A 23,845-nucleotide genomic window follows, 5' to 3' on the forward strand; every position below is an offset into this window, starting at 1 on the left:
GAGTGAAGTGAACGTCTTATGTCTGGTCTGAGTCTCGACATCGGAAAAAACAGAGTGCAGGAGCCTGCCCGCAGGCGTCCTGCACTGCCGATGGTTGCGTTAGCTGTGTTGTTTTCATTAATGGCGCTTCTGCCTTTGGGTTTTATCATTGCCATTGGCATTGAGACCGGCTGGGAAACCATTAAGGCGCTGGTGTTTCGCCCGCGTGTTGCTGAGCTACTCAGCAATACGCTGTGGCTGACGGCTTTAGCGGTTCCGCTGTGTATCGTGACGGGCGTGGCGATAGCCTGGCTCACCGAGCGCACACAGCTTGCCGGACGAGGGATCTGGTCTGCACTGGCGGTCGCCCCGCTGGCGATCCCCGCGTTTGTGCAAAGCTATGCCTGGGTGAGCGTTGTCCCGTCCATGCATGGGCTCTCTGCGGGCGTGTTCCTCTCCGTTCTGGCCTACTATCCGTTTATCTATATGCCGGTTGCGGCGGTGCTGCGTCGTCTTGACCCGACGCTTGAAGATGTCGCCGCATCGCTCGGCACGCCGCCCTGGCGGGTCTTTTTCCGCGTGGTGCTGCCGCAGCTCAAGCTGGCTATCTGCGGCGGCGCGCTGCTGGTGGCGCTGCATCTGCTGGCGGAATATGGCCTGTACGTGATGATCCGCTTTGATACCTTCACCACGGCAATCTATGACCAGTTCCAGTCTACCTTCAGCGGCCCGGCGGCGAACATGCTGGCGGGCGTGCTGGCCTTATGCTGTCTGGCTATCCTGGTGCTGGAAGGCGTAACGCGCGGAAAAGCACGCTACGCGCGCATTGGCGCCGGGGCCGCGCGCGAACAGAAACGCTGGCCGCTGAAGCCTGCGGCTGCCGCGCTGGGCCAGCTGTTTTTCATCGTGCTGATCGTGCTGGCGCTGGGCGTGCCGTTGATTGTCCTGTGTCGCTGGATTTGGCTCGGCGGCGTGCAAAACTGGATGAGTCCCGATCTCTGGCACTCCCTGCGCCAGACGCTGATGCTCGGCGTGGGCGGTGCGCTGCTGACGACGACGTGCGTGATCCCCATCGCGTGGCTCGGTATTCGCTATCCGCACCGTATCTTTCGGATGCTGGAAGGGTGCATCTATATCACCAGTTCACTGCCGGGCATTGTCACGGCGCTGGCGCTGGTCACCGTCACCATTCATTACGCCCGCCCCATTTACCAGACGGAAATTACCCTGTTCCTGGCCTACCTGCTGATGTTTATGCCCCGAGCGCTCATCAACCTGCGGGCGGGAATTGCGCAGGCGCCGGTCGAGCTGGAAAATGTGGCGCGCAGCCTGGGCAGCACGCCCGCGAAGGCGCTCTGGAGCGTCACGATGCGGCTGGCCGCACCGGGTGCGGCGGCGGGTGCCGCGCTGGTTTTCCTCGGCGTCAGCAACGAGTTGACCGCCACGCTGTTGCTCTCTCCGCTGGGCACGCGCACGCTCTCCACCGGATTCTGGGCGCTGACCAGTGAAATTGACTATGTTGCCGCCGCGCCTTACGCGATGCTGATGATCCTGATTTCACTCCCGCTGACCGCCATTCTCTATATGCAGTCGAAAAAAATTGCAGGGCTATGACATGCTTGAATTAACCGCCATTTCTAAATCGTTTTCTGATGTGCAGGTGCTCGACAGCTTAAACCTGAGCGTTGCGCCGGGGAGCAGGACGGCGATTGTCGGGCCGTCCGGGTCGGGGAAAACCACGCTGCTGCGTATTCTTGCCGGTTTCGAAACGCCTGACACCGGGCGTATTGTCATGCAGGGGAGAACGCTGTTTGATGAAAACCGTTTTGTCCCTGCTCACCAGCGCGGGATCGGTTTTGTACCTCAGGAGGGGGCGCTGTTCCCGCACCTCAATGTGGCAGACAACATTGCCTGGGGGCTGGACGGCACCCGCCACGAGAAACGCCAGCGCGTTGAGGCGCTGATGGAAATGGTGTCTCTGGACAGGCAACTGGCAACGCACTGGCCCCACGAAATTTCCGGCGGACAGCAGCAGCGCGTGGCGCTTGCCCGTGCGCTGGCCCAGCGTCCTTCACTGATGCTGCTGGATGAACCGTTCTCGGCGCTGGATACCGGCCTGCGCGCCATGACGCGTAAGGCAACGGCCGATCTGCTGGCCGAAGCGGGCGTGGCCTCGATTCTGGTCACCCACGATCAGAACGAAGCGTTGTCCTTTGCCACGCAGGTTGCCGTGATGCGCTCCGGACGCTTCACACAGGTCGGTACGCCTTATGAGGTTTACACCCGTCCCGTTGACGAAGAGACGGCGCTGTTTCTTGGCGACGCCGTGATCCTGCCAGCTCAACTCGCTGCCGGGTATGCCGTGTGCGCGCTGGGTGAAGTGCCGACGGACAACGCGCATGCGACAGGACAGGGCAGGGTGATGATGCGCCCTGAACAATTACGCGTGACGGCATGCGCCTCACATGAAAGCCCGATCTCGATTCTTGATGTGGACTTCACCGGACAGCTATCGACGCTCACCCTCGGATTAGCCGGGCAGCAACAGCCCGTGATTCTGAAGACCGTCAGCCAGCCAGGATGGAACCCGGGCACGGCGGTACGCATTGATATTGCTGGCACCGCGCGGGTATTCGACTATTCTTAATATTCGTTAGTAATTTCATGCAACGGGTTGTTATAAAAGAATTTTCCCGAACGTATGGCATTTCCTGAGATTCTCTACCATGCTCATAAAACCTCACCACAATGCGTGAGGTTTTTCGTAGTTGCTGATTAATCTCAAGGAAAAAAGGTTATGAAAAAGACGACTGCTATTTTGTTGGGAACGGCGTTACTGTTTACGACCAATGCTTTTGCTGCTCAGTTGCTGACAAAAAATGAGTTCAAGAAAGTTGCGTCTCAGTATCAAAAAATCGGTACGGTAAGTACCTCGAATGAGGTATCGGTTGATGATGCAAAAAAAGAACTGATTGAGAAAGCCGATAAGAAAGGCGCAGATGTCCTGGTGCTCACGTCAGGGAACACCAACAATAAAATTCACGGTACGGCCAATATCTACAAGAAAAAATAACGTCATTGCAGCCACCCCCGCAACGGGGTGGTTGTTCCCCTCATTTCTCGCCAAACCTCCTCATCAACGCGGTTACACTTGCTAATGCATATATAATGCGTATAGTTCTCATTTGCATTTCAATAAACACATTCTAAGGCCCGACAACGGGTCATTTTTGCGCGCACGTTTAAATGAGTTAACGATGAACAACACCAAAATAAACAACACGCTGTTGGCGCTCGCCGTTGGCGCGGTGACGCATTCCGCCTTCGCCGCGGACGATCAAAAAGAGGACACCCTCGTTGTCCAGGCTGCACCAGCCAGCGATTTCAAACCCGGTGGCGACCAGTTGGTACCGGCCTTCCTTGACGGGCAGATGGCGAATGGCGGGCGCATGGGGATGTTGGGCCAGCAGAACGCCATGGACGTGCCGTTCAACATCATCAGCTACACCTCGAAGCTGGTGGAAGATCAGCAGGCGAAAACCATTGCCGATGTCGTCGCGAACGACGCGGGCGTGCAGTTCGTCCAGGGATTCGGCAACAGCGCGGAAACCTACCGTATTCGTGGCCTGAAGTTCGACGGTGACGACATGACCTTTGGCGGGCTGTCCGGCGTGCTGCCGCGCCAGGTGGTGGATACCCAGATGGTTGAGCGCATTGAGATCTTCAAAGGGGCAAACGCCCTGATGAACGGCGCGGCCAGCTCCGGCGTGGGCGGGATGATCAACCTTGAGCCAAAACACGCGGGCGAACTCCCGCAGGCGAAAGTGGGCGTGGACTACACCTCAGATTCTCAGATTGGCACCACGCTGGATGCGGGTCGTCGCTACGGCGACAACGACCAGTTTGGCGCGCGGGTGAACCTGGTCCATCGCGAAGGGGAAACCGGCATACCGAACGATCGCCGCCGCACCACGCTGCTCTCTACCGGCCTGGATTACAGCGGTGACCGCTTCCGCACCTCGCTTGATCTGGGCTATCAAAAGAAAACCTTCCACGGTAGCCCAACCAGCGTCAACATTTCGGCGGTGGATTTCGTGCCCGAGCCGCCGAAAAACGATCGCAACTTCTCGCAGAAGTGGGCCTACAGCAACATCGAAAACGAGTTCGGGATGTGGCGCAGCGAGTACGACATCACCGACGGCTGGACCGCCTATACCGGCCTGGGCGCGCAGCACGCGCACGAGGAAGGGATCTACAGCGCGCCGAAGCTGGTGGATAAAAGCGGTAAGGCAACGGTCAGCCGCCTTGATACCAACCGCATCAGCGACTCCGTCAGCGGTATGGCGGGTATTCGCGGTAATTTCAATACCGGTTTCGTCTCGCACAAGGTCAACGTTGGCTATTCGGCGATGACCAAAAACGAAAAAATCGCGTGGAAAATGTCGGCGACGAAGGATAACCCGACGACCAACATCTACCACAATACCGGCGTGGATATGCCGGACAGCAGCAACCTCAACGGCTCAGGCGGGAAATACAGCGATCCGCTGACCAGCGGACGCACCCGTACCCAAGGCTGGCTGTTGAGCGATACCCTGGGTGTGCTGGACGACAAACTGCTGTTCACCGCCGGCGCGCGCCACCAGAAGGTGGTCATTCGCGGGTATAACAAAATTACCGGTGCGGAAAACGCGGCGGACGGCTTCGACGGCAGCCGCTGGATGCCAACCTACGGCGTGGTCTACAAGCCGTGGGAGGAAATCTCCCTCTATGCTAACCATACCGAAGCGCTGCAGCCGGGCAAAACCGCGCCTAATACCGCCACCAACTACGGCCAGAGCACCGGTATCGTTCACTCTAAGCAGAACGAAGTGGGCGTGAAGGCGGACTTTGGCCGCGTGGGCGGATCGCTTGCGCTGTTCGAAATCAAGATGCCGTCGGCGATCCTCGACGACAGAGGCCACTACGGCCTTGACGCCGAGCAGCGTAACCGTGGCGTGGAGCTGAACGTCTTTGGCGAGCCCCTGCTGGGGATGCGTCTGAATGCCAGCGCCACCTGGCTGCAGGCTGAGCTAACCAAAACCAAAAATGGCGTCAATCAGGGGAACGATGCGATCGGTATTCCGAACTTTTACGCCGTATTGGGCGCGGAGTACGACATCAAGCCGATTGACGGCCTGACCGCCACCGCCCGCGTGAACCACTCCGGCGCGCAGTACGCTGACCTGGCAAACACCAAAAAGCTGGACAGCTACACCACGCTGGATCTGGGTATGCGCTATCGCTTCGCGGTGAACCACAATGCAAACCAGATGACCGTGCGCGCGGGCATTGACAACGTGACCAATGAAAACTACTGGGCCAGCGTGGACGATTCCGGTACTTACATCACGCAGGGTGAACCGCGTACCTTTAAGATCTCGGTTGGCTACGAATTCTAAGCGTTCCATCTCGTTATCCGGGGCAGGGATGCCCCAATCCCTTGCTACCTCCAGCATGAAGTGTTAAAACGTGCCCCTTCTAAAAAAGAGACAGGGGTAGGACGTGAAAGACGCGTCATCCGCTTCAGGCCATGGTAGCGCCGAAGCCTCGTCGGATCAGAATCCGACGCTGCAACGTGGTTTGCAAAATCGACACATTCAGTTAATTGCCCTTGGCGGCGCGATCGGTACCGGGCTGTTTCTTGGCATCGGCCCCGCTATTCAGATGGCTGGCCCGGCGGTACTGCTGGGGTATGGTATCGCCGGGATTATCGCCTTCCTGATCATGCGCCAGCTTGGCGAGATGGTTGTTGAAGAGCCGGTTTCAGGCTCCTTCGCGCACTTTGCTTATAAATACTGGGGCCCGTTTGCAGGCTTCCTGTCCGGCTGGAACTACTGGGTTATGTTCGTGCTGGTGGGGATGGCGGAGCTGACCGCCGCAGGCATCTACATGCAGTACTGGCTGCCGGATGTCCCGACGTGGATCTGGGCGGCGGCCTTCTTCATCATTATCAACGCCGTAAACCTCGTTAACGTCCGCCTGTATGGCGAAACCGAGTTCTGGTTTGCGCTAATCAAGGTGCTGGCGATTATCGGCATGATCGGCTTTGGCCTGTGGCTGCTGTTCTCCGGCCACGGCGGCGAGCGCGCCACGATCGATAACCTCTGGCAGCACGGCGGCTTCCTGGCGACCGGCTGGAAAGGGCTGATCCTCTCGCTGGCAGTGATCATGTTCTCCTTCGGCGGATTAGAGTTGATTGGCATCACCGCCGCGGAAGCGCGCGACCCGCATAAAAGCATTCCAAAAGCGGTTAACCAGGTGGTATACCGTATTCTGCTGTTCTACATCGGCTCGCTGGTGGTGCTGCTGGCGCTCTATCCGTGGGTGGAAGTGAAATCCGACAGCAGCCCGTTCGTGATGATTTTCCACGATCTGAACAGCAACGTGGTCGCCTCGGCGCTGAACTTTGTCATTCTGGTGGCGTCTCTGTCGGTCTATAACAGCGGCGTTTACTCCAACAGCCGTATGCTGTTTGGCCTCTCCGTGCAGGGCAACGCGCCGAAGTTCCTTACCCGCGTCAGCCGTCGCGGCGTGCCGGTGAATTCCTTGTTCCTTTCCGGTGCCATTACGTCGCTGGTAGTGCTAATCAACTACCTGCTGCCGAAAGAGGCCTTTGGCCTGCTGATGGCGCTGGTTGTCGCCACGCTGCTGCTGAACTGGATCATGATCTGCCTGGCGCACCTGCGATTCCGCGCCGCGATGCGCCGCAAGGGACGCGAAACGCAGTTCAAAGCGCTGCTTTACCCGGCGGGGAACTACATCTGTATCGCTTTCCTGGGGCTAATTCTGGTGTTGATGTGCACCATGGATGAGATGCGTCTCTCGGCGATGCTGCTGCCGGTGTGGGTGATCTTCCTGTTTGTGACGTTTAAGCTTTCCCGCAAAAAGTAGCACGTTTTTCACCCTCTCCCTGTGGGAGAGGGCCGGGGTGAGGGCACCAGACCGCACTTGCCTTCACGCCCGGGTGCCTACACAGATTACCTGGCAATGACCCCCGACAGGGCGCGAATATCGTTCCCGGTCGGGGACTGGTGAATACGCAACCCAAATTCATCCACCACCGCGAAAATATGGTCGAAGATGTCGGCCTGAATCTCCTCATATTCTGCCCAGACCACCGTATTGGTGAAAGCATATATTTCAATCGGCAAACCATTCGCGTCAGGTGCTAGCTGGCGCACCATCAGCGTCATATCTTTGCGAATGCGCGGGTGGTTGCGCAGATATTCGTTCAGGTAGGCGCGGAAGGTGCCGATATTGGTCATCTTGCGCAGGTTTAATACCGATTCCCCTTCACCGTTCTGCTGATTCCACAGGTTAATTTCCTCATGACGCGCGGCCAGATAAGGCTTCAGCAGTTTCGCCTGAATGAGTTTCTGCTGCTCCTGTTCGTCGAGAAAATGAATACTGGTGGTATCAATATTCAGACTGCGCTTAATACGTCGCCCGCCGGAGGCCGACATGCCGCTCCAGTTGATAAAGGCGTCGGAGACCAGGGCCCACGTCGGAATAGTCGTAATCGTATTATCGAAATTTCGTACTTTCACGGTGGTCAGGCCGATATCCGTCACCGTGCCGTTGGCGCCGTATTTCGGCATCTCCAGCCAGTCGCCGAGCTTGAGCATGTCGTTGGCGGAAAGCTGAATACCCGCCACAAGTCCGAGTATCGGGTCTTTAAACACCAGCATCAGCACGGCGGCCATGGCGCCCAGACCGCTTATCAGAATCGCCGGGGACTGGCCGATGAGCAGGGAGATAATCAATATCCCCACCAGGATGGCGCTCACCAGCTTGATGCCCTGGAAGATCCCTTTCAGCGGCAGCTGTGACGCGGTGGCCATTTTCTGCGACAGATTGAAAATCACGTCCAGCAGCGAGAAGAAGGAGAGCAGGGCATATACCATTACCCACAGCCTGGCGCAGGTAGTGAGAATTTCCGCCGCTTCGCTGCCTTTTTGCAGCCACAGTACCGCCTGGACGTTGACAATTATCCCCTGCAGGGTAAAGGCCAGACGGTGAAATAATTTATTCTGGGTGATGATCTGCAGCCATAAATGGCTGCTGGCCTGCGCGCGTTTTTCGAATGCGCGAAGCACCCCTTTGTGCAGAATAAAATGAACGATGATGGCGGTAAGAAAAATAATACCAAAGATAATCACTAAAGAGGTGGTGTGATTAATTTCAATGCCTAACTCTTCAACCTGAGCAATCAATTCCTGCATAACGTCTCCTGTATTTTTGCAGCCCCATAATGGCGGCTGCGGATCTATTATGCAAATTCACGAACTTATTTGGCGGCCTGGCAGACCTTTACCACCGGCAGGCACAGGCGATGGCGGATGCGCAGCGTCGCCAGAGCCAGCACCACCATCATGGCCGTTTCCACCATCAGGAAGACGTTAACCGCCTGGGTGTAATCCCCGTGATGGTTTTGCAGCGCGTGCAGCAAGATTGCGCCAAAAATGGCCGGGCCAAGACCCAGCGCGGCCTGCTGGAGCGTGCTTAAAATAGCGCTCGCGGCCCCCGCGTCGTCAGGCTGAATGTCGCGCATCCCGATGCGGTAGAAGCTGTTCACGATCAGCGCCTGCCCGTAGCCCACCAGTCCGGTGGCGGGTGCCAGCGTCAGGGCGGTATTCTCTATGCCCCAAACGCGGAACGTGGCGATCAGCGCCAGCAGGCCGGTGATCTGGATCGCCAGACCCGTCAGCAGGATGGTGCTGGTGCTGTAGCGGGCAATCAGCCGCGGCGCGAACCACGCCGAAACAAAGTAGGTCACGCCAAGGGCGATAAAGCTGTTCCCGGACTGCCACGGCGCCATCCCCAGACCCGTTTGCATGGTCAGTGCCATACAGAACATAAATCCGGACCAGACGCTGAAAAAAAGCATCGCAATCAGAATGCCAAAGCGCACGCTGCGAAGCGCAAGCAGGCGCGGCGGGATCAGCGGGTGGGCATTCTCACGCTCTTTTTTGCGCGCATTCAGCGCCATCAGCCAGGCCAGCGGGACTAGGGCGAGCAGCATCGCCTTCAGCGGCCAGGACCAGTGCCACTGCGGGCCGAGCGCCATCGGGAACAGCAGGCAGCAAAGCATGATGGCCAGCAACACGGTACCCGGCCAGTCGATGCGTGACGGCGTCTCGCGACGGGTTTCCGGTACGAAGCGGCGGCTCAGTGCCAGCACCACCAGACAAATCGGCACGTTGATAAAGAAGGCGTTACGCCAGCCCAGTCCGGCGATATCCGCCGATACCAGCCAGCCGCCGCCCATTTGCCCGACGATAAACGCAATCCCGCCGATGCCGCCGAACAGGCTGATGGCTTTAGCATGCGCCGTACCTTTGAGCGTCACGTGCAGCGTGGCAAGAATTTGCGGCATGATCAGTGCGGCACCCGCGCCCTGAACGATGCGCGCGGCGAGCAGCTGTTCAATGTTCCCCGCTATTCCGCACAGCAGCGAAGCCAGGCCAAAGCTCGCCACACCCCACATGAACAGACGGCGACGGCCAAAATTATCCCCCAGCTTGCTGCCGAGCGCGAGGCAGACGGCAAAGGCCACGCCGTAGAGCGCGACGATGAGCTCCAGTTCGGTGGCGGTAGCGTGCAGTGAATGGGTAATAGCGTCCAGCGCCACGTTGGTGATTGAGGTATCAATCATCGGCAGCATCTGGCCGGTTAACAGCAATATCAGGCCAGCGCGACCCGGTGAAACAACTGACGTATTCATGGTAACTCCATTGCGTCATTCAACAGATGGTCGTAGCATCTACCATCAGATAAACGGGTACCAGTTCTTGCTTATACTGGTACTGGCACTACCATGCAGGGGGATTTATGGCGCTGATGTCTGAACCTGTCGTCTCACTTCAGGATGACACCCGAAAACAGCTCGGGGCATTTTTACGCGCGCGGCGTGAAAGCCTCGATCCGCAGCGCTTAGGCCTGCCGCGCAGCGGTCGCCGCCGCACGCCCGGTCTGCGTCGGGAAGAGGTAGCGATGCTCGCTGACGTGGGCGTAACCTGGTACACCTGGCTTGAGCAGGGCAGGGACGTCAATCCGTCCAGCGCGGTGATGGCGGCCGTGGCAAAAGCGCTGCAATGTACTCCGACCGAGGCCCGGCATCTGTTTGTGTTAGCGGGTTTGCCGCCGGGTGAAGCGCCGCAGGCGGTCTGCTGCGAGGGCATCAGCGAAGGCACCCGACGCCTGCTCGATACGCTGCTGCCAAAACCTGCCAGCATCCAGAAGCCCAATTTCGACATCGTGGCGTGGAACGACAGCTTCGGCCACCTGATGGGTGTGGATTTCAATGAAATCCCGCCGGAAGACCGCAACTGTATTTACCTGTTCCTCACCCATCCGGCGTGGCGCGCGCGCCTCGGCAGACGCGACGACGTGCTGCCCATTTTTGTCTCCTATTTCCGCGCGGCGATGGCCGAGCATCGGGGCGACCCGCTGTGGGAAGCCAAACTGGCGCGCTTCTTTGCGGTGTCCGAAGAGTTTAAAACCCTGTGGCACCAGCGTAACGACGTGCGCGGCGTGGAGAATCAGCTCAAGCTGTTTACCCATCCCGAGCTGGGGGAGTTTACGCTGCAGCAGATGTACTGGTATTCCGCGCCGCGAAACGGGTCGCGTCTGCTGGTGTATCTGCCGGTAGATGAGGCGGGGGAGAGGGCGATGGCGTGGCTGGCGGCGCAGGGGAAATAGTTTTTTTGCGAGGGGCTTTCAGGGAGTAAGAGCCGATTCTGCTAAGTGGATGAGACAGGTGTAAGGTGGGTTTAACTTAGCCAGTCGACTGAATCGACATCATTTCGATGAGGTGTTAAGTCGTCTATACTCACGCCATGAGAAACCACCATGTCGCCACTGATGATTGATTCCGCAGATTTCAGCCAAAAATTAGGCCTTATCTCCCGCAACGTGGAACATACTGAAGCGTTTCTTGCGCGGGGCACGGTGGATTTTCATCTGCCCGGATTTATGCTGCCGGTGGGATATCGCCTGTTAAAATCGCGCTACGGTGATGAATATCGTCTCGTCACCACCGACGACGGAAAACCCTATACGACGTATGCCGTTAAGTTGACGTTTCATAAAGAAATTACCTTTCCCCACGGGGCTGCGACACAGGTTATGGTCTGGCGTACACCACGCGCTGTCCATCAGCGGGTAATCAGTGGATTACCCCAATCCTTCTTCCAGTGGGTGCTAAGCGAATACGACATTGTGGTTTCTGACAGCGAACAAACCGGTGACGGACAGCGGTTTTGGTTACGCATGATCGACTGGGCGTTCAGCATGAATTATCGGATAAGCGTGGCGGACGGTACGGTAGGTGAAGAGTGGCACTTAACACCGGTGAGTTCATACGCCGAGCTGGAGGAGCGCTGGATTGCGTTTGCCTGGGGATACGATCGCGACGTGAATCCACATCGCAGGTTAGTCATTAGTAAAGCGTAACGGGCCGCACAGAGCGGCCCGTGTTGATTAGCACTCAGTCACAATCGTGCTCAGCGGCAGGCGAGATTTCGGCAGCGTGGCGTTGAAATCTTCCACGCTGTGATGCCCAACCGGCACCACCACCAGGCTGGTGAAGCCCTTCTCTTTCAGGCCAAACTCTTCGTCGAGAATAGCGGCATCGAAACCTTCAATCGGTACCGCGTCCAGGCCCATTGCGCCCACGCCCAGCAGGAAGTTGCCGACGTTCAGGTAAACCTGCTTCGCCATCCACTGGTCGTCATCTTTCAGATCCACGCGGTGCATGTCGGCAAAGTAGGTACGGCCCTTATGGTTCGCGGCTTTGGCTTCCGGGGTGTTGAAGCGACCGTCGGCTTCTTCCTGATCGACAACGCGCTCCAGCCAGGCATCGTCCATCGCGGTTTTCGCGCAGAACACCACCACGTGAGATGCATCCAGCATTTTGCGTTCGTTGAACACATAGGTGCCCGCGGCGGATTTCGCCACGCGCGCTTTTCCTTCCTCGGTGCTGGCCACAATGAAGTGCCACGGTTGGGAGTTGGTGCTGGACGGGCTGTACTGCAGCAGGGTTTTGATTTTTTCCGCTTCTTCCGCGGTCAGTTTTTTGCTTGCGTCGAACGCCTTGGTGGAGTGGCGTTTCAGGGCGACAGAAATGATATCCATAACAACTCCTGGTGATGAAATTCGCCCGCTCGCGGGCGCGAAAGGAAAGCAGATTACCGCGCGAAGCGGCAAAAGATAAGTGCAATTCGAGCGCTTAATCTGTTCGTCTCAGACGAACAATCAGACTGGCCGGATCCACTTCTGGTCTTTTTTCGGCAGCTTATCCACCACCAGATGCCAGGAGTCATTAATGAGGTCGGTAACCAGTTCCGACGTCACGTCGTCAGTGCCGTAAAGGGAAATCCAGTGCTTTTTACTCAGATGGTACCCGGGTTCTATCCCGCGGTAGATCTGCTGGTTTAACAGTGATTTCTCCGGGTCTGACTTCAGGCTGACGTGCGGCCGCCCGTGTGCGACGGCCACAATCATGAAAATTTTTCCGCCCACTTTGAAGACGTCAAACTCCGGCCCGAACGGCCAGCAGTGTTCGGTGAACGGCAGTTCCAGGGCTACACGCATAGCGTGCTCCTGTAAGGCTTTACTCTCCATTGGCGTCCTCATACGCAAGCCCGCGCCACATCACCTCAAAGCCGAGCGCTTTAAAATCAACGGCGCGGGACGGATCGCGGGTGGCAAATTCCATCGTGCTTTCAGCCAGCGATAAGAAAAGTGCATCGCCAAACGTTTTAAATTCATCCGACATAAACACCGGGCGCACCGAGCGGCGGCACAGCTCATGGAGTTCCGGGAACATATCTTTCACCGCCTGTTCCGTTTCGACGCTCAGCTTTTCACTGACGCCAATCTGGCGGATCGCCGCATGAGAAACGGGGTTACGTATACCCCAGTCCACATAGCTGTTCCAGATATTGCGGGTATGTTCTTTAGGCAGCGTGATGGTGCGATCGAGGTTCGCCAGCATGGTCTGGCAGAGATCCTGCTTCAGATGCACATAGAGGGCATTCAGCAGATCGTCTTTCGTAGCAAAGTAGCGGAACAGGGTACCTTCGGCGACGCCCGCCTTACGGGCAATGAGCGCCGTTGAGGCGGCGATACCTGACTGTGCAAACGCCGCCGTTGCGGCTTCCAGTAAGGCCTGTTTTTTATCTTCACTCTTCGGACGTGCCACTAAATTGTTCCCCCTGTCAATGATTAAAACCCTGATTGAAACACGTGCTTTGACACGCTGCAACGCGGAATGTCAAAGATCGAAAACGTCTTGACGACTTTATCATCATATCTATAATGAGTGCTTACTCACTCATAATCAAGTTTACCCTGCGCACGCTATCGGATGGGGCGCGTTTTCGGGTCAGGATATGAAAAAACCTCTCTTCATCTGCGTGGTGTTAATCATGATTATTGCTTCAGCCGCGAGTTTACCGTTTGTTCTGAATGCCGGATTCGGCCAGCCGCCGCAGGGTGAGCAGCTCACCGAAGTGGAGGCCTCCCCTCAGTATCGCGAGGGGAAATTCCACAATACGCTGCCGACGCCGGGTTATAACGGTGACAAAAACATGCTGGTCGCAATGTGGGAGTTTCTGACCAAAAAAACCGAAAACGCCCGCCCGGCCCGGCCGCTTCCGCTGGTGAAAACCGATCTTGCGAGCCTGCCGCTGGAGCAGGACACCCTGGTGTGGCTCGGTCACTCCTCGTGGTACCTGCAGCTCGCGGGCAAACGGATCCTGATTGACCCGGTTCTTGGCAACTATGCCGCGCCGTTCTCGTTCCTCAATAAAGCCTTTACCGGCGAGTATCCGTGGCGCGCTGAACGCATGCCGGCGATCGACCTGCTGATTATCTCGCACGATCACTACGATCATCTGGATTACGCCACTATCAAGGCGCTACTGCCGAAGGTGAAGCGGGTGGTGACGCCGCTGGGCGTGGGATCCCACCTGCGCTACTGGGGAATGAAGCCCGAGATTATTGACGAGCGCGACTGGAACCAGTCGGTACGCATCAGCGATGAATTGACGGTGCATGTTCTGCCAGCACGTCACTTCTCCGGGCGCGGCATTAAACGCGATCGCACCCTGTGGGGCAGCTTTATGTTCGTTACGCCAGATCAGAAGATTTACTACAGCGGGGATTCCGGTTACGGCCCGCACTTTAAGGCTATCGGCGAGCAGTTTGGTGACGTGGACGTCGCCATTATGGAAAACGGCCAGTACGACCAGGACTGGAAGTACATCCACATGCTGCCGGAGGAAACGGCGCAGGCCTCGGCGGATCTGAATGCGAAAGCCGTGGTGCCCGGACATAACGGACGCTTCGTGCTGGCGAAACACGCCTGGAACGATCCGCTGATCCAGCTGGCAAAAGCCAGCAAGGATAAAAATTATCGGTTGCTGACGCCGGAACTGGGCGAGCCCGTCCGGGTAAGCGACAGCGCACAAACCTTTCGTGCGTGGTGGGAATAATGTTTAAGCGAGAAGCAGAGGGGGACAGCAGTATGACCATTTCCGCTCAAGTCATCGACACTATCGTCGAATGGATCGACGACAATCTGCACCAGCCATTACGAATAGAAGAGATTGCCCGTCACGCGGGTTACTCGAAATGGCACCTGCAGCGGCTGTTTATGCAGTACAAAGGGGAGAGTCTGGGGCGTTATATTCGTGAACGTAAGCTGCTGCTGGCGGCGCGCGATCTGCGAGAATCCGACGCCCGGGTGTACGACATCTGCCTGCGTTACGGGTTTGACTCGCAGCAGACGTTTACCCGTATCTTCACCCGTACGTTCAACCAGCCGCCGGGTGCGTACCGTAAAGAGAACCATAGCCAGACACATTAACCTGTCGCGTGTAGGCCGGGTAAGGCGTAGCCGCCACCCGGCTTTTTTATGGGCTCAGGACGCGAGTGAAAACCAGCGTCGCCAGACGAAACGCAGCACGAAGAACTCAATCGCCCCGAGCAGTAAAAACCACACGCAGAACAGAATGGTATAGAGCTGGTTAAGATCGACCATGTGAAAGGTCTGAACCAGCTTCTGCGCCAGCACCAGCCCAAGCGAAGGCGCCGGGAGCAGCAGGCACGAAAGCAGGGCCAGTAATAAAATGCCGCCTGCGGTGAGCAGCGATTCTAGCGGGTGTTTCATCGTAATGTTAATCGTCAGTTAAAAATGTCATTGTCCGGCATTCTGTAACGTAAAGCAATATCAGCCCCGCTGACCTTTTTGAATAAAACAAAGACATTATTACTGCGCACAAATAACAACATACGACCCGGCGTTTATATTAATATCGCGTTATGTAAATAAACGTCCGCATCAGGAAAATAATTTTACAAATGTATAGGTGCTATAACCAATTAACGTGGCAATAACAATGGCCGCGATAACGTATAACACCAGTCTGCGCCCGCGATAAATACCCCACATGGTTCCCCCTCGTTTAGTATTGGTTTAGAAATATTTTGTAAAAATCAGGTCATCGAAATAGTTTTAATCAGTTTTGAATAACCGAGAAGTCATTATATTGCGGTAGATCAATTTTACCCGCAAGACTTTAAAATGAATTTATTTAAGCCCGAAAGGAATTCAGGCTTCAGTTCACCGGATATTGAAGGAAAAATACGATGACCGAAAAAAAATTGTCCCCAAACATGCCGCCTTCCGGCGGGCTGGCATACCAGCAGACCGCAGAGCAGGTGCTTGCGCACGCGCAGAGCCAGGCCAGCGGTCTGGATCGTGCGGAGGCGCAGGCGCGTCTGCAAAAAACAGGGCCGAACGCGCTGCCGGAGAAAAAAGGTAAACCTGCCTGGCTGCGTTTCCTGGCCCATTTTAATGATGTGCTGATTTATGTCCTGCTGGCCGCCGCCGTATTAACGGCAATAATGGGCCACTGGGTGGATACGCTGGTTATTTTAGGCGTGGCGGTAATCAATGCCTTAATTGGCCATATTCAGGAAAGCAACGCGGAAAAATCCCTGAAGAGTATTCGTAATATGCTCGCCAGCGAGGCGCGCGTTATTCGTAACGGTAACCATGAAACAATCCCCACAACTGAAATAGTCCCGGGCGATATTATTGTATTACGCGCGGGGGATCGTATTCCGGCGGATATGCGTTTAATTGAAGCGCATAATTTACGCGTGGAAGAAGCGATTCTGACCGGTGAATCCACCGTGGTGGATAAACACGTTAATCCGCTGAGCGGTGAATTACCGCTGGGCGATCGCACCAACATGGTCTTCTCCGGGACGACCGTCAGCGCGGGCGGCGGCATCGGCGTGGTCACCGCGACCGGTCAGGATACGGAACTCGGCCACATCAACCAGATGATGGCGGGTATCGAAAAGCACCGTACGCCGCTGCTGGTGCAGATGGACAAGCTGGGGAAAGCGATCTTCGCGATTATTCTGGCGATGATGGCCGCGCTGTTTGTCTTCAGCCTGGCGTTCCGTGAGATCCCAATGGGCGAGCTGCTGCTCTCCCTGATTAGCCTGGCGGTCGCCTCCGTACCGGAAGGTCTGCCGGCCATTATCTCCATCATCCTCTCCCTGGGCGTGCAGGCGATGGCGCGCAAGCGGGCGATTATCCGCAAGCTGCCGACGGTTGAAACCCTGGGCGCGATGACCGTGGTCTGCTCGGATAAAACCGGTACCCTGACCATGAACGAGATGACGGTTAAAGCCATCATTACCGCTGACGCCTGCTACCGCGTGGACGGTAACAGCTACGAGCCGGTGGGCAACATATACCTGGAAGGCAGCGACGAGCCGGTGCAGATCCAGCCGGGCACCGTGCTGGAGCAGTACCTGCGCACCATCGACCTGTGTAACGACAGCCAGCTGATTCAGGACGATCGCGGGCTGTGGGGCATCACCGGTGGGCCGACCGAGGGCGCGCTGAAGGTGCTGGCGGCGAAGGCTAACCTCGAGCCTGTCGTGACCACGCTGGTTAACAAGATCCCGTTTGACTCGCAGTATAAGTACATGAGCACCCACTACCAGATTGGCGGTGAGGAGCAGATCCTGATCACCGGCGCGCCGGACGTCATTTTCACCCTGTGCGCCGAGCAGCAGACCCGCAACGGTGCGGAAGCCTTCAACCGCACGTACTGGGAAAGCGAGATGGAGCGCTATGCGCGTCAGGGGCTGCGCATGGTCGCCGCGGCGTTCAGGCCGGCGAACGGCGAGCAGGAGCTGACGCACGATGACCTGAGCCACGGCCTGATCTTCCTTGGCATCGCAGGGATGATGGATCCGCCGCGTCCGGAAGCGATTGACGCGATTAACGCCTGCCAGCAGGCGGGGATCCGCGTGAAGATGATCACCGGGGATCACCCGCAAACGGCGATGAGCATTGGTCAGATGCTGGGGATCACCAACAGCGAGCAGGCGGTTACCGGCTACGAGCTGGAGAAGATGGACGACGCCGCCCTGGCGGACGCCGCGGTGAAGTATGACATCTTCGCCCGTACCAGCCCGGAGCATAAGCTGCGCCTGGTGAAAGCGCTGCAGGACAAAGGCGAAATCGTTGGCATGACCGGTGACGGCGTGAACGATGCCCCGGCCCTGCGTCAGGCGGACGTGGGCATCGCGATGGGCATCAAGGGTACGGAAGTGACCAAAGAGGCGGCGGATATGGTCCTGACGGACGATAACTTCGCCACCATCGCCAGCGCGGTGAAAGAGGGGCGTCGCGTTTACGACAACCTGAAGAAGACCATCCTGTTCATCATGCCGACCAACCTGGCGCAGGGGCTGCTGATTGTGATTGCGCTGCTGGCGGGGAACATCATTCCGCTGACGCCGGTGCTGATTCTGTGGATGAACATGGCCACCTCCGCCACGCTCTCCTTCGGCCTGGCCTTTGAGGCCGCCGAGCGCAACATCATGCGCCGTCCGCCGCGTCAGACCGGGCAGCACGTGATGGACGCCTACGCCGTCTGGCGCGTGGCCTTCGTCGGCACCATGATTGCCATTGCCGCCTTTGCGCTGGAGGCCTGGCTGGCCCCGCGCGGCCACAGCGCGGAGTTCATCCGCACCGTGCTGCTGCAGATGCTGGTCTGCGCCCAGTGGGTGTACATGATTAACTGCCGCAATACCGAAGGGTTCTCCCTGAACCGCGGCCTGCTGGCGAATAAAGGGATCTGGCTGGTGACGGGCGTGCTGTTCCTGCTCCAGGCGGCGATTATCTACCTGCCGTTTATGCAGATGCTGTTCGGCACCGAAGCCCTGCCGCTGCGCTACTGGTTTGTGACCCTGGCCGTTGCAGGCGTGATGTTCTTCGTCGTCGAAATCGAGAAGCGACTGACCCGCAGGTTCCGTAAGGCTGCATAACGAAAACCTTACCCCTCACCCTAACCCTCTCCCCACAGGGGAGAGGGGACCGCCCGGTTTTCTCCCTCGCCCCTTTGGGGAGAGGGCCGGAGTGAGGGGAGAAACAACGCTGAGGTACTCCCATGAAATTCCCGGTCCTGTTAGCACTTCTTGTCAGTACCCTGCAACCCGTATTCGCCGCCGCCATTCCCGTTCGCGTCGCCACCGTGGAGCAAACCGCCCACGCCGCCGAGCGCCAGATCCCGGGCCGCATCGAAGCCATCCACACCGTTGAGCTGCGCGCCCGCACGGAAGGCGTGATTACCCAAATCCACTTCCGCGACGGGCAGTACGTGAAAAAAGGCGACGTGCTGTTTGAGCTGGACGACGCCGAGCCGCGCGCCGCCCTGCGCCTGGCGCAGGCCGAAGTGAGAAGCGCCGAAGCCACGCTGCGTCAGGCGCAGCAGCAGCTTTCCCGCTTTGAAAGCCTGGGCAGCAGCAACGCCATCAGCCGTCACGACGTGGACAATGCCCGCATGCAGCGGGACGTGGCGAGCGCCGCGCTGGAGCAGGCCAAAGCCCGCCTCGACACCCGCAGCGTCACCCTGAACTACACCCGCATCGCCTCGCCGATTGACGGTCGCGTGGGGCACAGCAGCTTCCACGTGGGTAGCCTGGTCAACCCGGCGAGCGGCGTTTTGGTGGAGGTGGTCCAGCTTGACCCGATCCGCATCGCCTTTGCGCTGGAAGAGGGGGCGTTTGCCGCCAAAGCCGGACCGCATGCTGATATCAATGCCATGAAGCGTGCCTGGCAGGCGCTGATCGACAACAACGGCCAGCGCGTCAGCGGCGAGCTGACATCAGTGGATAACCGCGTTGACCCGCGTACCGCCAGCGTGATGCTGCGCGCCGAGTTTGCCAATCCGCGCCATCAGCTGCTGCCCGGCGGCAATGTGAACGTGTTTTTGCGCCCGGCAAGTGAACAGCCGGTGCTGACCCTGCCCGCCGCCGCGGTCCAGCAGAACGGCGACGGCTACTTTGCCTGGGTCGTTAATGCCGACGGCAACGCCGAAATGCGCCCGCTGAACGTGGCTGGTCAGATTAGCCAGCAGTTCCAGATCACCTCTGGCGTGAAGCCCGGTGAGCGAGCGATTACTGACGGCGCGCAGCGCGTGCAGCCCGGCGCTGCTGTCCAGATACTGAATTAAGGAGCCATCATGCTGACGTTTTTCATCAAACGCCCGCGCTTCGCGATGGTGATTGCGCTGGTCATCACCCTGCTGGGGGCCATTGCGCTGAGGATTATCCCGGTGGAGCAGTACCCGCAGATCACGCCGCCGGTGGTGAACGTCTCTGCCAGCTGGCCCGGTGCCAGCTCCGCTGACGTGGCGGAGGCCATCGCCACGCCGCTGGAGACGCAGCTGAACGGCGTGGACCATATGCTTTACATGGAGTCCACCAGTTCGGACGAAGGCACTTACAGCCTGAACATTACCTTTGCGGCGGGCACCGATCCGGATCTTGCCGCCATCGACGTGCAAAACCGCGTGGCGCAGGCCGTGGCGCAGCTGCCGACCGAGGCGCAGCAAAACGGCGTGCAGGTGCGCAAGCGGGCCACCAACCTGATGATGGGGGTAAGTCTTTACTCACCGAATAACACCCACACGCCGCTGTTCGTCAGCAATTACGCCAGCACCCAGGTGCGCGAGGCGCTGTCGCGTCTGCCCGGCGTGGGGCAGGTGCAGATGTTCGGCGCGCGCGACTACAGCATGCGCATCTGGCTGCGCCCGGACCGCATGAACGCCCTGAACGTCACCACCGATGACGTGGCGCAGGCGCTGCGCGAGCAGAACGTACAGGGCGCGGCGGGTCAGGTGGGCACGCCGCCGGTGTTTAACGGCCAGCAGCAGACCCTGACCATCAACGGGCTGGGGCGCTTAAGCCAGGCCGAAGAGTTTGCCGACATTATCATCCGCGCCGGGGAGATGGGCCAACTGGTGCGCCTGAAGGACATCGCCACCATCGAGCTCGGCTCGCGCAGCTACAGCTCCGGCGCGCAGCTGAACGGGCATGACTCCGCCTATTTGGGTATCTACCCGACGCCGTCCGCCAACGCCCTGCGCGTGGCCGATGCAGTACGCGCGGAGCTGGAACGCCTCTCAACGCGCTTCCCGGACGACCTGGTTTATGAGGTGAAATTCGACACCACCTCTTTTGTCGCCGCGACCATTAAAGAGATCGGCGTCTCGCTGGCGCTCACCATGCTGGCGGTTGTGGTGGTCGTTTCCCTGTTCCTGCAAAGCTGGCGCGCCACGCTGATTGTCGCGCTCGCCATTCCGGTGTCGCTGGTGGGGACGTTTGCCGTGCTCTATACGCTCGGCTACTCCGCCAACACGCTCAGCCTGTTCGCCATTATTCTGGCGCTGACCATGGTGGTGGATGACGCCATCGTGGTGGTGGAGAGCGTCGAAACGCTGATGGCGGAAGGGCAGAGCCGCACGGCGGCGACCGCGCTGGCGCTGCGCCAGATCGCCGGGCCGGTGATCGCGACGACGCTGGTGCTGCTGGCGGTGTTTGTGCCGGTGGCGTTCCTGCCGGGGATTGTCGGCGAGCTTTACCGCCAGTTCGCGGTGACGCTCTCGACTGCCGTTACGCTCTCAAGCCTGGTGGCGCTGACCCTGACGCCCGCCCTGTGCGCGATGCTCCTGCGTCCGCGCCCGGAGAAACCAGCGGCCGTTTATCGCGCCTTTAACCGCGGGCTGGACGCCACGCGCGGTTTCTACACCCGCATCGTGAATGTCTTAAACCTGCGTCCGTGGCTGGCGCTGCTGGCCACCGCAGGCGCGGCGGCAGTCGTGCTGTTCAGCTTTATGTCGATGCCAAAAGGCTTCCTGCCGCAGGAGGACCAGGGCTACTTCTTCGCCAGCGTCCAACTGCCGGAAGCGGCCTCGCTGGAGCGCACCGAGGCGGTGGTGACCACCGCGCGGGAGCTGATCGCCAAAAATCCGGCGGTGGAGGATGTGATTCAGGTCTCCGGGTTTAACATCCTCAACGGCACCAGCGCCTCCAACGGCGGGTTTATCTCCATCATGCTGAAGGACTGGAGCGAGCGCCCGCCGCTGGACGAGGTGATGGGTACCCTGCAGCGCCAGCTGCTGGCGCTGCCGGAAGCAACCATCATGACCTTTGCCCCGCCGACGCTGCCGGGGCTGGGCAACGCCTCCGGCTTTGACCTGCGCATCCAGGCTCAGGCGGGGCAGAGCCCGGCGGAGCTGGAGCGCGTCACCCGCGAGGTGCTGGCGAAAGCCAACCAGCATCCGCAGCTGAGCCGCGTGTTCACCACCTGGAGCAGCAGCGTGCCGCAGCTGACGCTGACCGTTGACCGCGAGCGCGCCGCGCGTCTCGACGTGCCGGTATCGCGCATCTTCAGCAGCCTGCAAACCGCCTTTGGCGGCACGCGCGCCGGGGATTTCAGCATCAACAACCGCGTCTACCACGTGGTGATGCAGAACGAGATGCAGTGGCGCGAGCGTGCGGAGCAGATCGGCGAGCTGTTCGTGCGCAGCAACAGCGGCGAGCGGGTGCGCCTGAGCAACCTCGTCACCATCACGCCGACCGTCGGCGCGCCGTTCCTGCAGCAGTACAACCAGTTCCCGTCGGTGTCGGTGAGCGGCTCGGCAGCGGCTGGGGTGAGCAGCAGCACCGCGATGGCGGTGATGGGTGAGATTCTGGCGGAGAGCCTGCCGGCCGGATACGACTACGCCTGGAGCGGCATGTCGTATCAGGAGCAGCAGACCGGCAATCAGGCGATCTGGATCGTGCTGGCGGCGGTGGTGATGGCGTGGCTGTTCCTCGTCGCTCAGTACGAGAGCTGGACGCTCCCGGCGAGCGTGATGCTCTCGGTGCTGTTCGCCATCGGCGGGGCGCTGGTCTGGCTGTGGATGGCCGGATACGCCAACGACGTGTACGTGCAGATTGGTCTGGTATTGCTGATCGCGTTAGCGGCCAAGAACGCGATTCTTATCGTGGAGTTTGCCCGCGCGCGGCGTATGGACGGAATGGCGATTGCCGATGCCGCGCGGGAAGGGGCCTCGCGCCGCTTCCGCGCGGTGATGATGACCGCCGTGTCGTTCATTATCGGCGTTCTGCCCATGATGCTGGCGACCGGGGCGGGTGCCCAGAGCCGCCGCATTATCGGCACCACGGTGTTCAGCGGTATGCTGGTGGCGACCGTGGTGGGGATCCTGTTCATCCCGGCGCTGTTCGTGCTGTTCCAGCGCCTGCGCGAGTGGGGCCACGGCCTTACGGACTCGTCGCCCACAGCTCGCAGTGCTTCTGCACCAGAGAAATCAGCGAGCCGCCGTCGGCGATAAACTCCCGCATGCGCTGCGCCTCGCTCTTGCCCTGCTTTAACAGCAGGGCAATTTCATTAATTGCGCTCGTCGCGCCAAGCTTCTCGGCCGACGGCGCAACCTGCTCCAGTAGCCAGGCGATATCTTCCGCCACGGTTTTGTGCTCGCCGGTGTGCACGTCCGTCAGGATCCCCTCCAGCCCGTAGCGACACGCCTGAAAACGGTTAAAGCGGTACAGCAGAAAATCTTTTTCCTGATGCTTATAAGGCCGCGTGGTCAGCAGCCAGTGGGACGTCGCCTGGATCAGCCCAGCGATGTTAATCGCGTGGCCGAGCGTCAGCGGCGTATCCATCACCCGCACCTCCACGGTGCCAAAATGCGGGCTGGGGCGAATATCCCAGTGCAGATCCTTGATGCTGTCGATCATGCTGGTGGAACTCAGGCGGCGGAACAGCCCCTCGAACTCCTGCCAGCTGTTGACCCACGGCATCTGGCCGTTATCCGGGAACCCTGAAAAGATGTTGAGCCGCGACGAGGAGAACTTCGTGTCGGTGCCCTGCATATACGGCGAGGCGGCCGCCAGGGCGATAAAATGCGGCACGAAGCGCGACAGGCCGTGCAGCAGGTAAATCGCGTCATCCCCGGTCCGGCAGCCGACGTGAACGTGCTGACCGAATACCGTCGCCTGCAAAATCAGATAGCCAAAGCGCTCCAGCGTGACGTTATAGCGCTCGTCGTCGCACACCTCCTGGCGCTGCCATTTCTGGAACGGATGCGTCCCGCCGCCGCAGATCTGAATGTGCTGCTCTGCCGCCGCGCGCAGGATGCTCTGCTGCATCACTGAGAACTGTGCCGCCGCCTGATCGATGGTCTGACACACGCCGGTGGCGATTTCGAGCATGCTTTCGGTGATGTCGTGTTTGACTTCGCCGCCTTTGATGTCGTCTTTGACGGCGGCGATGAGCGCGGAGGAGTCCTGGCTGAGATCGTACCCCGGCGGGTTAACCACCTGCAGTTCGAGCTCGATGCCAAGGGTGAACGGTTCAGAGGATTTGAAATCGGGTAAAGGCATGGCGCACTCCGTTGTCTGTGAATGTTGAGTATAGACAACGGGTGTGGCGCGCTCGTCT

Annotated in this window: 19 protein-coding genes; 12 read left to right on the top strand and 7 right to left on the bottom strand. The window is 58.9% G+C overall.

Annotation, left to right across the window (positions count from 1 at the left end):
• Positions 1 to 18: 18 nt before the first annotated feature.
• From AC0TN7_RS16550 to pheP, 5 genes are all read left to right on the top strand, one after another.
• A complete protein-coding gene (locus tag AC0TN7_RS16550; protein ID WP_473702274.1) occupies positions 19 to 1,593 on the top strand; it encodes an ABC transporter permease in 1,575 nt (524 codons plus the stop codon).
• 1 nt (position 1,594) lies between these two features.
• A complete protein-coding gene (locus AC0TN7_RS16555; protein ID WP_473702275.1) occupies positions 1,595 to 2,626 on the top strand; it encodes an ABC transporter ATP-binding protein in 1,032 nt (343 codons plus the stop codon).
• Positions 2,627 to 2,776: 150 nt separating this feature from the next.
• On the top strand, positions 2,777 to 3,052 hold the full coding sequence (gene yahO, locus AC0TN7_RS16560; RefSeq protein WP_024906894.1) for a DUF1471 family periplasmic protein YahO: 276 nt from the start codon (positions 2,777 to 2,779) through the stop codon (positions 3,050 to 3,052).
• 184 nt (positions 3,053 to 3,236) lie between these two features.
• Positions 3,237 to 5,420 carry a TonB-dependent receptor gene (locus AC0TN7_RS16565; RefSeq protein WP_208763581.1) on the top strand — a complete coding sequence of 728 codons (2,184 nt, stop codon included), beginning with the start codon at positions 3,237 to 3,239 and terminating at the stop codon, positions 5,418 to 5,420.
• A 103-nt stretch (positions 5,421 to 5,523) separates the two neighbouring features.
• Positions 5,524 to 6,912, top strand: a complete 1,389-nt coding sequence (gene pheP / locus AC0TN7_RS16570) for a phenylalanine transporter (RefSeq protein WP_371898810.1) — start codon at positions 5,524 to 5,526, stop codon at positions 6,910 to 6,912.
• An 86-nt stretch (positions 6,913 to 6,998) separates the two neighbouring features.
• Here pheP and AC0TN7_RS16575 read toward each other — a convergent pair whose 3' ends face one another.
• On the bottom strand, positions 6,999 to 8,243 hold the full coding sequence (locus AC0TN7_RS16575) for a mechanosensitive ion channel family protein (protein WP_024906897.1): 1,245 nt from the start codon (positions 8,241 to 8,243) through the stop codon (positions 6,999 to 7,001).
• Positions 8,244 to 8,308: 65 nt separating this feature from the next.
• Positions 8,309 to 9,745 (bottom strand): MFS transporter, encoded by a 1,437-nt coding sequence (locus tag AC0TN7_RS16580; protein WP_473702276.1) that lies wholly within the window; start codon positions 9,743 to 9,745, stop codon positions 8,309 to 8,311.
• Between the two features lie 107 nt (positions 9,746 to 9,852).
• Here AC0TN7_RS16580 and AC0TN7_RS16585 point away from each other — a divergent pair, with 107 nt between their 5' ends.
• Both AC0TN7_RS16585 and AC0TN7_RS16590 read left to right on the top strand, forming a co-directional pair.
• Positions 9,853 to 10,722, top strand: a complete 870-nt coding sequence (locus AC0TN7_RS16585) for a helix-turn-helix transcriptional regulator (protein WP_061715828.1) — start codon at positions 9,853 to 9,855, stop codon at positions 10,720 to 10,722.
• 150 nt (positions 10,723 to 10,872) lie between these two features.
• Entirely contained in the window at positions 10,873 to 11,475 is a 603-nt protein-coding gene (locus AC0TN7_RS16590; RefSeq protein ID WP_473702277.1) for a hypothetical protein, read from the top strand.
• A gap of 27 nt (positions 11,476 to 11,502) precedes the next feature.
• Here AC0TN7_RS16590 and nfsB read toward each other — a convergent pair whose 3' ends face one another.
• The 3 genes from nfsB to AC0TN7_RS16605 form a co-directional block, all read right to left on the bottom strand.
• Positions 11,503 to 12,156: an oxygen-insensitive NAD(P)H nitroreductase gene (nfsB, locus tag AC0TN7_RS16595; RefSeq protein WP_024906901.1), complete on the bottom strand. Its 654-nt coding sequence runs from the start codon at positions 12,154 to 12,156 to the stop codon at positions 11,503 to 11,505.
• A 120-nt stretch (positions 12,157 to 12,276) separates the two neighbouring features.
• A complete protein-coding gene (locus tag AC0TN7_RS16600) occupies positions 12,277 to 12,645 on the bottom strand; it encodes an MmcQ/YjbR family DNA-binding protein (RefSeq protein ID WP_473702278.1) in 369 nt (122 codons plus the stop codon).
• Positions 12,635 to 13,225: a TetR/AcrR family transcriptional regulator gene (locus AC0TN7_RS16605; protein ID WP_024906903.1), complete on the bottom strand. Its 591-nt coding sequence runs from the start codon at positions 13,223 to 13,225 to the stop codon at positions 12,635 to 12,637. Before AC0TN7_RS16605 ends, AC0TN7_RS16600 begins: the two co-directional genes overlap by 11 nt.
• A 190-nt stretch (positions 13,226 to 13,415) precedes the next feature.
• Here AC0TN7_RS16605 and AC0TN7_RS16610 point away from each other — a divergent pair, with 190 nt between their 5' ends.
• On the top strand, positions 13,416 to 14,519 hold the full coding sequence (locus AC0TN7_RS16610) for an MBL fold metallo-hydrolase (RefSeq protein WP_024906904.1): 1,104 nt from the start codon (positions 13,416 to 13,418) through the stop codon (positions 14,517 to 14,519).
• 32 nt (positions 14,520 to 14,551) lie between these two features.
• A complete protein-coding gene (locus tag AC0TN7_RS16615) occupies positions 14,552 to 14,893 on the top strand; it encodes a RamA family antibiotic efflux transcriptional regulator (protein ID WP_010428317.1) in 342 nt (113 codons plus the stop codon).
• Between the two features lie 54 nt (positions 14,894 to 14,947).
• Here AC0TN7_RS16615 and AC0TN7_RS16620 read toward each other — a convergent pair whose 3' ends face one another.
• Complete coding sequence (locus AC0TN7_RS16620; protein WP_013097677.1) at positions 14,948 to 15,196, bottom strand: DUF1158 domain-containing protein; 249 nt, start codon at positions 15,194 to 15,196, stop codon at positions 14,948 to 14,950.
• A 479-nt stretch (positions 15,197 to 15,675) separates the two neighbouring features.
• Here AC0TN7_RS16620 and AC0TN7_RS16625 point away from each other — a divergent pair, with 479 nt between their 5' ends.
• From AC0TN7_RS16625 to AC0TN7_RS16635, 3 genes are all read left to right on the top strand, one after another.
• The gene (locus AC0TN7_RS16625; RefSeq protein WP_248163526.1) at positions 15,676 to 18,384 is read left to right on the top strand and encodes a cation-transporting P-type ATPase; all 2,709 of its coding nucleotides are present in this window, start codon (positions 15,676 to 15,678) and stop codon (positions 18,382 to 18,384) included.
• 122 nt (positions 18,385 to 18,506) lie between these two features.
• Entirely contained in the window at positions 18,507 to 19,571 is a 1,065-nt protein-coding gene (locus tag AC0TN7_RS16630; protein ID WP_473702279.1) for an efflux RND transporter periplasmic adaptor subunit, read from the top strand.
• A gap of 9 nt (positions 19,572 to 19,580) precedes the next feature.
• A complete protein-coding gene (locus tag AC0TN7_RS16635) occupies positions 19,581 to 22,736 on the top strand; it encodes an efflux RND transporter permease subunit (RefSeq protein WP_473702280.1) in 3,156 nt (1,051 codons plus the stop codon).
• On the opposite strand, the gene AC0TN7_RS16640 is transcribed toward AC0TN7_RS16635, so the two are convergent.
• Positions 22,666 to 23,787 carry a YbdK family carboxylate-amine ligase gene (locus AC0TN7_RS16640; RefSeq protein ID WP_024906908.1) on the bottom strand — a complete coding sequence of 374 codons (1,122 nt, stop codon included), beginning with the start codon at positions 23,785 to 23,787 and terminating at the stop codon, positions 22,666 to 22,668. The two genes, AC0TN7_RS16635 and AC0TN7_RS16640, sit on opposite strands and share 71 nt — an antisense overlap.
• Positions 23,788 to 23,845: the final 58 nt, after the last annotated feature.

The sequence above is a fragment of the Enterobacter sp. PL_is511 genome, from assembly GCF_055816065.1.